This is a genomic window from Rhizobium sp. R634 (genome assembly GCF_002211305.1).
In the GTDB taxonomy this organism is placed as follows: domain Bacteria; phylum Pseudomonadota; class Alphaproteobacteria; order Rhizobiales; family Rhizobiaceae; genus Rhizobium.
Window position 1 is genome coordinate 130,274 of sequence record NZ_LOKW01000006.1, and the last position, 12,741, is coordinate 143,014.

At 62.1% G+C, this 12,741-nt stretch carries 13 protein-coding genes; 9 read left to right on the forward strand and 4 right to left on the reverse strand.

Features of this window, described 5'->3' with window-relative positions:
• The first annotated feature begins 62 nt into the window (after positions 1-62).
• The 4 genes from serS to ATY77_RS10150 all read left to right on the forward strand — a co-directional run bounded on the left by serS (position 63) and on the right by ATY77_RS10150 (position 4,502).
• A complete protein-coding gene (gene serS, locus ATY77_RS10135) occupies positions 63-1,346 on the forward strand; it encodes a serine--tRNA ligase (protein WP_088687221.1) in 1,284 nt (427 codons plus the stop codon).
• A gap of 4 nt (positions 1,347-1,350) precedes the next feature.
• The gene (gene surE, locus ATY77_RS10140) at positions 1,351-2,124 is read left to right on the forward strand and encodes a 5'/3'-nucleotidase SurE (RefSeq protein ID WP_088687222.1); all 774 of its coding nucleotides are present in this window, start codon (positions 1,351-1,353) and stop codon (positions 2,122-2,124) included.
• A complete protein-coding gene (locus ATY77_RS10145; protein ID WP_088687223.1) occupies positions 2,121-2,774 on the forward strand; it encodes a protein-L-isoaspartate(D-aspartate) O-methyltransferase in 654 nt (217 codons plus the stop codon). Before surE ends, ATY77_RS10145 begins: the two co-directional genes overlap by 4 nt.
• A gap of 138 nt (positions 2,775-2,912) precedes the next feature.
• Positions 2,913-4,502 carry a M23 family metallopeptidase gene (locus ATY77_RS10150; protein ID WP_088687224.1) on the forward strand — a complete coding sequence of 530 codons (1,590 nt, stop codon included), beginning with the start codon at positions 2,913-2,915 and terminating at the stop codon, positions 4,500-4,502.
• Between the two features lie 76 nt (positions 4,503-4,578).
• On the opposite strand, the gene ATY77_RS10155 is transcribed toward ATY77_RS10150, so the two are convergent.
• Entirely contained in the window at positions 4,579-5,451 is an 873-nt protein-coding gene (locus ATY77_RS10155; protein ID WP_088687225.1) for an ATP-binding protein, read from the reverse strand.
• Between the two features lie 205 nt (positions 5,452-5,656).
• Between ATY77_RS10155 and yajC the strand changes: the two genes are divergently transcribed.
• From yajC to ATY77_RS10180, 5 genes are all read left to right on the forward strand, one after another.
• Positions 5,657-6,004 carry a preprotein translocase subunit YajC gene (gene yajC, locus ATY77_RS10160; RefSeq protein ID WP_088675297.1) on the forward strand — a complete coding sequence of 116 codons (348 nt, stop codon included), beginning with the start codon at positions 5,657-5,659 and terminating at the stop codon, positions 6,002-6,004.
• A gap of 45 nt (positions 6,005-6,049) precedes the next feature.
• Positions 6,050-8,590, forward strand: coding sequence for a protein translocase subunit SecDF (gene secDF, locus ATY77_RS10165; protein ID WP_088687226.1), 2,541 nt, complete (start codon positions 6,050-6,052; stop codon positions 8,588-8,590).
• 4 nt (positions 8,591-8,594) lie between these two features.
• A complete protein-coding gene (locus ATY77_RS10170) occupies positions 8,595-8,981 on the forward strand; it encodes an Mth938-like domain-containing protein (RefSeq protein WP_088687227.1) in 387 nt (128 codons plus the stop codon).
• A gap of 2 nt (positions 8,982-8,983) precedes the next feature.
• A complete protein-coding gene (locus tag ATY77_RS10175; RefSeq protein ID WP_088687228.1) occupies positions 8,984-9,841 on the forward strand; it encodes a phytoene/squalene synthase family protein in 858 nt (285 codons plus the stop codon).
• A 71-nt stretch (positions 9,842-9,912) separates the two neighbouring features.
• A complete protein-coding gene (locus tag ATY77_RS10180; protein ID WP_088687229.1) occupies positions 9,913-10,380 on the forward strand; it encodes a hypothetical protein in 468 nt (155 codons plus the stop codon).
• A 9-nt stretch (positions 10,381-10,389) separates the two neighbouring features.
• On the opposite strand, the gene trmFO is transcribed toward ATY77_RS10180, so the two are convergent.
• The 3 genes from trmFO to ATY77_RS10195 all read right to left on the reverse strand — a co-directional run bounded on the left by trmFO (position 10,390) and on the right by ATY77_RS10195 (position 12,517).
• A complete protein-coding gene (trmFO, locus tag ATY77_RS10185) occupies positions 10,390-11,823 on the reverse strand; it encodes a methylenetetrahydrofolate--tRNA-(uracil(54)-C(5))-methyltransferase (FADH(2)-oxidizing) TrmFO (RefSeq protein WP_088687230.1) in 1,434 nt (477 codons plus the stop codon).
• Positions 11,824-11,925: 102 nt separating this feature from the next.
• Positions 11,926-12,069, reverse strand: coding sequence for a DUF1127 domain-containing protein (locus tag ATY77_RS10190; protein ID WP_004678841.1), 144 nt, complete (start codon positions 12,067-12,069; stop codon positions 11,926-11,928).
• Positions 12,070-12,370: 301 nt separating this feature from the next.
• Positions 12,371-12,517 (reverse strand): DUF1127 domain-containing protein, encoded by a 147-nt coding sequence (locus ATY77_RS10195; protein ID WP_004678838.1) that lies wholly within the window; start codon positions 12,515-12,517, stop codon positions 12,371-12,373.
• Positions 12,518-12,741: the final 224 nt, after the last annotated feature.

Below are 12,741 nucleotides of genomic sequence, written 5' to 3' on the forward strand. Positions count from 1 at the left end.
CGTTTCCTGTCCGGTCGGGTTTTCCGGCCGGGTCATTTCTGTTGCAACGAGTTGGAACGACGATGCTCGATATCAAATGGATCCGTGAGAATCCCGAAGCGCTCGATGCCGCCCTTGCCAAGCGCAACGCGGAGCCTTTGGCCCAAAGTCTCGTCGCCCTCGATGAAAAGCGCCGCTCCGCCGTGCAGAAGGCACAGGATCTGCTCTCCCGCCGCAACGCCGCCTCCAAAGAGATCGGCGCGGCCATGGCGCAAAAGAATACCGAGCTGGCCGAAAAGCTGAAGGCCGAGGTCGCCGAAATCAAGGAGACGCTGCCCGCAGCCGAGGAGGAGGAGCGCACGCTTTCCGCCGAGCTCAACGACGCGCTCTCGCGCATCCCGAACGTGCCGTTCGACGACGTTCCGGTCGGTAAGGACGAGCAGGATAATGTCGTCACCCGCATCGTCGGCGACAAGCCGCGCTGGAACCATACGCCGAAGGAGCACTTTGAAATCGGCGAGGCGCTCGGCTACATGGATTTCGAGCGCGCCGCCAAGCTCTCCGGCTCGCGCTTCACGGTTCTGACGGCACAGCTTGCAAGACTCGAACGCGCGCTCGGCCAGTTCATGATCGATCTCCACACTCGAGAGCACGGCTATACCGAAGTCAGCTCGCCGCTGATGGTTCGCGCCGAAGCGGTGTTCGGCACCGGCAGCCTGCCGAAGTTCGAAGAGGATCTGTTCAAGACGACCGATGGCCGCTATCTCATTCCGACGGCCGAGGTGACGCTCACCAATCTGGTGCGCGAGGAAATCCTCGACCAGGAAAAGCTACCGCTGCGCTTCACCGCGCTAACGCCGTCTTTCCGCTCGGAAGCGGGCTCCGCCGGCCGCGACACCCGCGGCATGCTGCGCCAGCACCAGTTCTGGAAGTGCGAGCTCGTTTCGATCACCGATGCGGAAAGCTCGATTGCCGAGCATGAACGGATGACCGCCTGTGCCGAGGAAGTGCTGAAGCGCCTCGGCCTGCATTTCCGCACGATGACGCTTTGCACCGGCGACATGGGCTTCGGCTCGCGTAAGACCTATGATCTCGAAGTCTGGCTGCCGGGGCAGAATGCCTTCCGCGAAATCTCCTCCTGCTCGGTCTGCGGCGATTTCCAGGCCCGTCGGATGAATGCGCGCTACCGCGGCAAGGACGACAAGAGCAATAAGTTCGTTCACACGCTGAACGGCTCCGGCACCGCCGTCGGCCGCTGCCTGATCGCCGTCCTCGAAAATTATCTGAATGAGGACGGCTCCGTCACGATTCCGGACGTTTTGCTGCCTTATATGGGTGGATTGACCAAGATCGAACGGGCGGCCTGAGGCGATGCGCATCCTGCTTACGAATGACGACGGCATTCACGCCGAAGGCCTCGCCGCGCTGGAGCGGATCGCGCGCACGCTGTCCGACGATGTCTGGATCGTCGCGCCCGAGACCGACCAGAGCGGCCTTGCCCATTCGCTAAGCCTTTCCGAACCTCTGCGCCTGCGCAAGATTTCGGACAAGCATTTCGCGCTGCGCGGTACGCCGACCGATTGCGTCATCATGGGCGTCAGGCAGGTAATGGACATCAAGCCGGACCTGGTTCTGTCAGGCGTCAATTCCGGCTCGAACGTCGCAGACGACGTGACCTATTCCGGCACGATTGCCGGCGCCATCGAAGGCACGATGCAGGGTGTTCGCTCCTTCGCGCTGAGCCAGGCCTATCTCTATGAGGATGGCGCGCGCATCGTGCCCTGGGAGGTGTGCGAGGCGCATGCACCGGCTCTTCTCGAAAAGCTGATGGTTTTGGACCTGCCGGAAGGCACCTTCCTCAATCTCAATTTCCCGAACTGCCGTCCCGAGGAAGTTGATGGCGCTGAGGTGACCATGCAGGGCAAGCTCGCTTTCAACCTGCAGGTCGACGCCCGCTCCGATGGCCGGGGTTTTCCCTATTACTGGCTGAAGTTCGGCGAGCGCGCCGGCGCCTTTGTCGAAGGCACCGATATTCACGCCTTGAAGCACAACAAGATTTCGGTAACGCCTTTGAAACTGGATCTGACCGATTATTCCGTGACGGACCGCGTGGCGCGGGCACTGGGATACGGAGCACAGGTTTGACGGCAAGACTGGCGGAGAAGGAAGGCTTTGCGGCGCTCGTCCTCAGGTTGCGCGCTGAAGGCATCTCCGACCTCGATCTGCTGACAGCGGTCGAGCAGACGCAGCGCTCGCTCTTCGTGCCGCCGCAATTCACAGACAACGCCTATTCCAGCCGGACGATACCGATCGAATGCGGCTCCTTCCTCGAAGGCATCGATTTTGCCGTCCGCATTCTGCATCATCTGAAGCTCAAGCCGGGGCAGCGCGTTCTGGAGATCGGCACCGGAAGCGGCTTTACCGCCGCCGTCATGGGCCGGCTTGCCGAGCGCGTCCTGTCCATCGACCGTTACAAGACGCTGACATCGGCAGCGCAGCGGCGCATGGAATCGCTTGGCCTGCGCAACGTCGTCATCCGCCATGCCGACGGCAGCGCCGGCATGCAGGGCGAGGGCACTTTCGATCGCATCCTGGTAACGGCCGCCTTCAACGCTATGCCGCGCTTTTATAGCGACCAGCTCGTTTCCGGCGGTTCGATGATTGCGCCGCTGATGATTTCCGAGAACGAGTGCCGCATGGTGCGGCTGACGAAAACCGGCAGCCGGTTCGAACGCGAGGAACTGTTCGAAGCCCCTTATCTGCCGATTGTTCCGCGCCTTGCCTCGCAGCTTTAGGCACTGTGATTTTTCACCCGTAAGCTATGGTTAGCAACTTCTCAAAAATATCGCACTGATTCCAGCATCTTAACCGCGTGGTAACACTAACGCGCTTTAATAGACTCACAAATGGTTGCGTTCTCAGTGGGTCGAGTCATGCGTTTCAGTCTTTCGCCGAAGTTCGGGAAGTCAGCCGGTAATCTTCTGGTTGTTGGCTTGCTTGCAAGTGCCGCAACGGGCTGCAGTTCCGATGTGACGCGGTTTGGCGGCTTGTTTTCTTCCTCAGGGCAGGATCAGATCACCACAAGTTCCATTCCGCGCAGCGGCGGGCAGCAGGGTGATCCGGTGCCGCGCGCCGATCTCGGCGGCTCCGCCGTTGCAAGCCAGTCGGGCTACGGCGGCAATAATGCGATGAACCAGCCCTATCCGGCGCGTCCGAGTTACGATCCGGTCCGCACGTCGAGCGCCCGTATGGCTTCGGCGCCGGTCTCGGTGCAGCGTTCCGAACTTGCCGCGCCGACGGCTGTCGCGCCGTCCCGTCAGCGGGAAAAGGAAGTTGCGCTCGCCCAGCCTTTCCCGGCGTCGCCTCAGGCCGAAAAACCCCGGCTGGTCGCCCCGGCTGCGCCGAAAGCAGCGCCCGATGCCCTGACGACGGGCACGACGCCGAAGGTTTCCGGCTGGTCCGCGGCCAACGCTCCATCCGTGACGCTGCGTCCGGGTGAAAGCACAGCGACGCTCGCCAGACGCTTCGGTGTTCCGGAAAAGGAAATCCTGCGCGTCAACAACCTCAAGACGGCATCCGCCGCCGCGCCCGGTCAGGCAATCCTGATCCCGACCTACAATGGCGGCAATGCTGCCAAGGCGGCGTCGCAGGCGGCGGATCTCTCCAAGCCCGGTCAGATGCCGGAGCCGGCCAAGGCGCCGGAGCAGAAGGTGGCCGTCGTTCCCGGCGCCAATTCCGCGCGCGACAAGACCCTGGCGAGCGCCGATCCCACCGGCAAGCTTCCGGCTGGCGCCGGCAAGGATCCGAAGGCGCCTGCCGGCGGCTATGTCGTCAAGCAGGGCGATTCGCTTGCAAAGATCGCCAAGGCGACCGGCACCAGTGTCGACGATCTCAAGGTCGCCAACAATCTCTCGGCCAATTCGCTGCGCGTCGGCCAGGCCCTGAAGATCCCGACGGCCTCCGCCGACACCATGAAGACCGCCTCGATCCCGGCTGAAAAGGTCGATCCGAAGCCGGCCGAGCCCGCGCCTGCCCAGCAGACGGCATCTGTTCAGCCCGCGCCTTACAAGGCTCCGGCTGCGACCCAGACCGTCGACGATGTCGAGAAGAAGTCTGACGTCAACTCCGCCGCGCCGGAATCGACCGGTATCGGCAAATACCGCTGGCCGGTTCGCGGTCAGGTCATTGCTTCCTACGGCGCCAACGTCAACGGCAACCGCAATGACGGCATCGATATTTCGGTACCGCAGGGTACGCCGATCAAGGCCGCCGAAAACGGCGTCGTCATCTATGCCGGCAACGGCCTGAAGGAGCTGGGCAATACGGTGCTCGTCCGTCACGACGACGGCACCGTCACCGTCTACGGCAATGCCGACACGCTGAGCGTCACCCGCGGCCAGAAGATCCAGCGCGGCCAGACCGTTGCGGTTTCCGGCATGAGCGGCGATGTCAAGCAGCCGCAGGTCCACTTCGAGGTGCGCAAGGATGCGTCCCCGGTCAATCCGATGACTTTCCTGGAATAGGTATAGCGTACCAGGAAGCGCAAAAGCCCGGCCACCCGCCGGGCTTTTGTCATTTAATGTGCAGACGCAGCGCGCATCAGGCTCGGTCGATATGGATGCGCATGCGTCCGGCCAGATCCTGAATGTACTGCCATGCGACGCGGCCGGACCGCGCCCCGCGCGTCGTCGCCCATTCCAGTGCCTCCGCGTGCATCTTGTCGCGTTCGAGCCCGAGCTTGAAGTGGTCGGCATAGCCGTCGATCATGCCGAGATAATCATCCTGGCTGCATTTATGGAATCCGAGCCAGAGGCCGAAGCGGTCGGACAGCGACACCTTCTCCTCGACGGCTTCCGACGGATTGATCGCCGTCGACTGCTCGTTTTCCATCATGTGGCGCGGCAGAAGATGGCGCCGGTTCGATGTGGCGTAGAAGAGGACATTGTCCGGCCGCCCCTCGACGCCGCCGTCGAGCGCCGCCTTCAGCGATTTGTAGGCAGTGTCGTCGTGGTCGAAGGAGAGGTCGTCGCAGAAAACGATGACACGGTACGGCGTGTCCTTCAATAGGTCGAGCAGGGTGGGGAGGCTCGCAATATCCTCGCGATGCACTTCCACCAGCTTCAGCGCAACGCCGCTTTCGCGCCTGACATCCTCGTGCACCGCCTTGACCAGCGACGATTTGCCCATGCCGCGCGCGCCCCAGAGCAAAACGTTGTTGGCGGCATAACCCTCGGCGAAGCGCACCGTATTTTCGTGCAGGATATCACGCACATGATCGACGCCGCGGATGAGCTTCAGCGCCACGCGGTTTGGTTTCTTCACAGGCTGCAGATGCTGGCGCTGCGGCGCCCAGACGAAACAGTCGGCCGCGTCCCAGTCGTTGACGACCGGCGCCGGGCCGGCAAGGCGCTCGACGGCGTCGGCGAGCCGCTTCAGTTCGGCAAGCAGGGCGGCGTTGGTTTCCTCGGTCATCGGGAACTCCTGATTTCTCGCTATAGCAATCCGCTTTGATCTTTCGATGCGGGGTAGCATGGCATTTTGAACCCGGAAAGGTTATGAGGCAGCGGAATCGGTACTGTCTCCGGCTGTTTCTGTTGCATTCATCGAAGCGGCAACTATAGTCCGGCAACCTGAAAAGAGAGGCGGAGTTCCGCCGTAGAAGCCTGAGGAGTTTAGCATGTTCATCACCCCGGCATTCGCCCAAACTGCGACCGATACCGCAACGGGATTCGGCAGCTCCGGTTTCGAAATGATCATCCTGTTTGTGCCGCTGATGGTCGTCTGGTACTTCCTGCTGATCCGTCCGCAGCGCGCGCAGGCCAAGAAGCGCGAAGAAACCCTGAAATCGATCCGTCGCGGCGATCAGGTGGTGACCGGCGGCGGTCTCGTCGGCAAGGTCACCAAGGTCGTCGACGACAAGGAGCTGGAAGTCGAGATCGCAGAAGGCGTTCGCGTGCGCATCGTCCGCAGCGGCATTTCCGATGTTCGCGTCAAGGGTGAACCTGTCAAGGCCGACGCCGCGTAACAAGCGCTAACGGCAGGACCGCCGGATCGGAAGATCGTCGAGAGAATGTTTTATTTTTCCCGCTGGAAAACACTTCTGATCTGGCTGGTCGCGTTTGCAGCGATCGTCGTTGCTGCGCCCAATCTCATGAGCGAGGCGCAGCGCGCCTCTCTGCCGGCCTGGCTGCGAAGCGATCGCGTGACGCTCGGCCTCGACCTGCAGGGCGGTTCGCATATCGTTCTGAAGGTCGAGCGCTCCGATATCGTCAAGGACCGGCTGGAAGAGGTCGTCGCAAATGTGCGCAACGCGCTGCGCGGCGCCGGCGTCCGCTATACCGGGCTGACCGGCAACGGCCAGATCGTCACGGTACGGATCACCGATCCGGCTGAGACCGAGAAGGCGGTCGATCTCCTCAAGCCTTTGACGGCGGCTGGTGGAAAGTCGGGACCGGAGGTCGCCCTGCAGCAAGGGGCGGAAGGGCAGCTTTCGCTGCAGATTTCCGATGGAAGCATCACCGCTGACGTCGGCTCCGCCCAGATCCGGTCGCTCGATATCGTCAGCCGCCGCATCGCGGGCTTCGGCTACGAAAATTTCAGCGTCCGTGCCGACGGCGACGACCGGATCGTCGTTCAGGTGCTGGGATCGGTCGATGCGGAGCGATTGAAGAACCTCCTCAACCAGTCGGCCAAGCTCTCCTTTCATCTGATCGACGAAAGCATGTCCGGGCAGGAGGCGCTGAACGGCCGCTGGCCGGTGACATCCGAGGTCCTCTATTCGCTGGACGATCCGCCGGTTCCCTATCTCGTCGACCGCACGGCTTTTGCCACTGCCGGCAACATGGTGAATATCGAGCCGGTCATCGACCCGCAGACGCAGGACACGTCGATTGCCTACCGTCTCGATGCGGAAGGCACAGCGCGTCTGGCGCAAGTAACGGGGCAGAATGTCGGCAAGCACCTTGCCATCGTCTTTGACGACCAGGTGATGTCGGCGCCGGTCATCGAGGCGCCGATCACCGGCGGCGAGGGCCAAATTTCGGCCAATTTCTCCGAGGATGGCGTTCGTGATCTTGCGGTGATGCTGCGCGCCGGTGCTTTGCCGGCGACGCTGACCAGCGTCGAGGAGCGTAGCGTCAGCCCCGGCTTCGGCGCCGAATCCATCTTCTCCGGTCTCATTGCCGGGCTCGTGGCCGTGGTGCTGGTCGCAGCGCTGATGATCGCGCTCTATCGCATTCTCGGTGTCATCGCCGTCGTCTCGCTCTTTTTCAATCTGATCCTCATCGTTGCAGCGCTCAGCCTTGCCGGCGCGACGCTGACCTTGCCCGGCATTGCCGGCATCGTCCTGATCGTCGGCATGGCAGTCGATTCGAACGTGCTGATCTACGAGCGCATCCGCGAAGAGGAGAAGACCGCCCATTCCTTCGCCGAGGCCGTCAGCCGCGGGTTTTCTCGCGCATTTGCAACGATCGTCGATGCGAATGTCACGATCTTCATCGCTGCTGTCATCCTCTTCTTCCTCGGCAGCGAATCCATCCGAGGTTTCGCGGTGACGCTGGCGGTCGGCATTCTCAGTACCGTTTTTGTGGCTTTCACCCTCACGCGCTCGATCGTCGCGATCTGGCTGCGGCGGCGCCATCCCCGGCATCTACCGAAGAGCGTTCTGACCCATCTCTTCGAACACGCCAATATCCGCTTCATGGGGATCCGCCGCTATGTCTTCACGACGTCGGCGGTCGTCTCGCTGATTGCCATGGCCGCCTTCGCAACGGTCGGCCTGCATCTCGGCATCGATTTCACCGGCGGCTCGCTCATCGAGGTAACGGCGAAGCAAGGCAATGCCGACATTGCCGATCTCAGGTCGCGCCTCAACGATCTCAATCTCGGCGAGGTGCAGGTGGAACCCACGGGCGGCCCGACGAACGCCCGGATTCGCATCGCGTCCCAGGGCGGCGGCGAGAATGCCGAGCAGTCGGCGGCGACGCTGGTGCGCGGCGAGCTCGAGGCGGACTACGATTTCCGCCGCGTCGAGGTAGTCGGCCCTGCCATTTCAGGCGAATTGACGATGATGGCGACGCTGGGCGTGCTGGCAGCCCTTGCGGCGATCCTGATCTACATCTGGATCCGCTTCGAATGGCAGTTCGCCGTCGGCGCCATCGTCGCGACGCTGCACGACGTCATCATCATGCTCGGCCTCTTCGTGCTGACCGGCATCGAGTTCAACCTGACGAGCATCGCCGCCGTGCTGACCATCGTCGGCTACTCCCTGAACGACACCGTCGTCGTCTATGACCGTATGCGCGAAAATCTGCAGCGTTACAGGAAGATGCCGCTGCCGATCCTAATCGATGCGTCGATCAACCAGACGCTCTCGCGCACCATCCTGACGGCGGCGACGACGCTGCTCGCCTTGCTGGCTCTGTGCCTCTTCGGCGGCGAAGTCATTCGCTCCTTCTCCTTTGCGATGCTCTTCGGCGTCGCCCTCGGCACTTTCTCTTCGATCTATATCGCCGCTCCCGTATTGATCGTCTTCCGGCTGCGGCCGGAAGCTCCCGATGGAGAAGAGAGCAACAAGACGGATGCTGGTGTAAGATCCGGCACGGTGGTTTGAAAACATGGCAAAAGGCATAGAAATCCGCGCGGCGCATTTTCCCGGCCGCGCACCGATCGATACCTACGGCAATGGCGGTTTCCGCTTTGCCGACATGTCGCATCGTGGCTCGATCCTTTGCCTGCCCTCCGGCATTTATGGCTGGGACATGGACATGTCGAAGCCGCTATCGACTGAAAATTTCCGACGTGTGCTTGAAGAGGCTGATGATATCGAGGTTCTGCTGGTCGGCACCGGAACCGAGCTCCGCCGTCTGCCGGAGGAGTTGAAGCAGGCGCTGAAGGCGCGCGGCATCTCCTCCGATCCGATGAGCACGGGTGCTGCGGTCCGCACCTTCAACATCATGCTCTCGGAGCAGCGCGCCGTCGCCGCGGCATTGATTGCGGTCTGACGATGACGGAAACCAATATTGCGACGAACCAGGACATCTGCCTGGCGATGCTGCGCGACAATGATCGCGACCGTTACCTTGCCTGCCTCCTCTCACCGGAGGAAAAGCGCGGCGCGCTTGCAGCCCTCTACGCCTTCAATGCCGAGCTTGCCCGCGTCCGCGATCTCGTGCACGAACCGCTGCCCGGCGAGGTGCGCATGCAATATTGGCGCGATCTGCTGGAAGGCAGCGCGCATGGTTCGACGGCGGCCAATCCCGTCGCCGCGGGCCTTTTGGGCGCGATCGAGACGCATCGCCTGCCGCGCAAGACGCTGATCGACATGATCGAGGCCCGCACCTTCGATCTCTACGACGATCCGATGGAAACGCGTCTTTCGCTTGAAGGCTATGCCGGCGAGACCGCGTCCGCCCTGATCCAGCTCGCAAGCCTCGTGCTGTCGCCTGAGGCGGCGGCCCGATCGGCCGACGCCGCCGGCCATGCCGGTGTCGCCCAGGCGGTCGCCGGCCTGCTGCTGCTGATGCCGCTGCATCGCCGCCGCGGCCAGGTCTATATTCCGCTGCAGATCCTTTCGGCGACAGGCCTCGACCGCGACGCCTTTCTTGCCGGCGAAGACAGGCCGCGGATCTCTGCCGCCATCGAAGCCTTTTCCGGCCTCGGTCGCGAGCATCTGGAGAAGGCAAGGAAGGCGGGGCCGATTGCGCCGGCCGTCTTTCCGGCTTTCCTGCCGGCCACACTTGCCGAACCCGTGCTCCTCACGGCGCAGAAGCGCGGCGCCTTGCTGTTCGATCGGCCGCTGCAGCCGCCGCAATGGCGCCGCCAGCTCCGCATGGCGCTCTCTGCGGCCCGCAGAAAAATCTGACAGCGGTCAAACTCGCGCAAGTCTCGCGCGTTACAAGGCTTAACCGCTACCCTTTATGAACGGAGACTCGCGTGGGCTTTATCGTCTGGTGCGTTCTTTTCGCCATCGTCATTCTATTTGCCTTCGTGGCAACGCGCATGGCTGCGCAGAACAAGGAAGACGGCCTGCACGACACGGGCCTCGCCATCATAGAATTCGGCCGCGCCTTTCCGAACGAGGCGATCCGCCAGCTGCAGGCGACGCAAAACGGCCAGGCGGTCTTCGTGCGCCTGCATGACAACAAGGCAGGCATCATGCGCAACATGTCGCGTCATTTCGCCTGCCATCTGATCGAGCCCGGCCGCGTGCGCGTCGTCAGCTCGCCGACGGGCAGGGGGCTGGTGATCGATTTCCTCGATGCGCCCCACCACAACGGCGATTTCGAATTCGCTTCCGCCAAAGAGGCCTCGGAGGTTGCGCTCTGGCTGCTTGGCAACTACATCGCTGAGCCGGATAAGGACCTGCCATCCGGCAATACTTCCGCAGCCAACAAGCAGTAGAGGCGCCGCTCAGGCACTTTCGGCAAGCGGCGAGGTCTGGCCGAGCCAGGCGGCGCAGTCGGCAAGGGCGCGGCGCGCGATCAGCTGCCGCTTCATGATCGTCTTGTCCTTGCCGCGAAAACGCTTGACGCCCTCGGGCTTGACGATCGAACCGGGCTGAAGCTCCGGAAACAGCCCGAAATTGATGTTCATCGGCTGGAACGAGCGTTTGCCAGGTTCCTCGTCGGTGACGAGGTGCCCGCCGGTGATGTGGCCGAGCAGCGATCCGAGCGCCGTTGTAACAGGCGGCAGCGAGATTGCCTCGCCCTTGCGTTCGGCAGCGGCAAAACGGCCGGCCAGCAGGCCGACGCTGGCGCTTTCGACATAGCCCTCGCAGCCGGTGATCTGGCCGGCAAAACGCAGGCCCGGCCGTGACATCAGCGTCAGCGACGGATCGAGCAGGGTGGGGGAGTTGATGTAGGTATTGCGGTGCAGACCGCCGAGGCGGGCAAATTCCGCATTCTCCAGACCAGGGATCATCCGGAAGATGTCCGCCTGCGCGCCGTATTTCAGCTTAGTCTGGAAGCCGACCATGTTATAGAGCGTGCCGAGCGCATTGTCCTGCCGCAGCTGTACGACGGCATAGGCCTTGACCGTCGGGTTATGCGCGTTCGTCAACCCCATCGGCTTCATCGGGCCGTGGCGCAGCGTCTCGCGGCCGCGTTCGGCCATCACCTCGATCGGCAGGCAGCCGTCGAAATAGGGCGTGCCTTCCCATTCCTTGAAGCCGACCGTGTCGCCCGCGATCAGCGCGTCGACAAAGGCGTTGTACTGCGCCTCGTCCATCGGGCAATTGATGTAATCCTTGCCCGTGCCGCCAGGGCCGACCTTGTCGTAGCGCGACTGATACCAGCAGATATCCATGTCGATGCTCTCGCGGTAGACGATCGGAGCGATGGCATCGAAGAAGGCGAGCGAATCCTCGCCGGTTTCTGCCTGGATGGCGGCTGCGAGCGAGGGCGCCGTCAGCGGGCCGGTGGCGACGATGGCAAGATCCCAATCGCGCGGAGGCAAACCGGTGATTTCCTCGCGCACGACAGTGATGAGGGGATGGTCGTGGATAGCCTTGGTCACCGCGTCGGAGAAGCCGTCGCGATCGACGGCGAGCGCGCCGCCGGCCGGCACCTGATGCCGATCGGCCGCGGCCATGATCAGCGAACCCGCCATGCGCATCTCTGCATGGATGACGCCGACGGCATTGCTGGTCGCGTCGTCTGAGCGGAAGGAATTGGAGCAGACCAGTTCGGCAAGGCCGTCGGTCTTGTGCGCATCCGTGCCGCGCACGCCGCGCATTTCATGCAGGATGACGGGAACGCCGGAACTGGCGATCTGCCAGGCGGCTTCCGAACCGGCAAGCCCGCCGCCGACGACGTGGATGGGCGAATAGGAGGAGATCGTGTTCATTCCGGGCTGATATCATGTCGGCAGATGCGATCCAACACCCCGGAATCAAAAACGGCGCCCTGATGGCGCCGTCTTGGAAGCATCATGCTCGTTATTCCGCTATTAGCGGAACGAGCGGGATGCGATATTGCGGATGTCGTAACGGCTGACGCCGATGTCGGACAGGGTCTGGTTGGAGAGGCTGCCGAGCTCGTTGAGCGTACGGCGGTAGCTGAGCCAGCTTTTTGCAATGCGGATCGGGTTCATTGTCTTCTTCCTCGAACAAATGTCCGCGGGACGGCGGGATCGCCTGTCTCTCTGCGGTTGATGTTTATATAGGCGATCTCAGGCCGATTGTGCAGTGCAAATAAAAGGCGTCTGCCATGCAATTGTGCACGATGATGCTCGTGAATTAAGCGGTGAATATTTTTTGAGCGGGCTAACGATGCCGAAGATCACGCAACCGAAGCGCTAGGAACTTGCGGACAAAAGAAAACGCCCGCTGCGATGCAGCGGGCGTTTCGATAAAGAACAATTCTGCCTGGGAGGAAGCAGGTATCGGCTTGAATTAACGCGAAGAAGCTTCGCGGGCAACGCGATGGATGTCCGACCGGTCGATACCGAGGTCGTGCAATTCGCGGTTGGTCATGCGACCAAGTTCCGTGACGGTCTGACGATACTTGCGCCAGTTATTGAAAGAGCGAGTGATGTTCATGTTAGGCCCCTTTCCGAGGGTTCATCTGCCAGCAGCCACCCATCGGCGCTGACCTCTATTTGATGACTGGAATATATGTTGCGGCGCAAAAGAGGAAAACAGCCAAGTTTTCAGATCACCTATGCGACGTACGCATTGCTTTTCGAGGGTTTGACACGATCTCACCCATTTCTGGTCAACGATTAGGCAGAATGACTCTTTCGAGAAAGCTCTGCTTCGGTGCG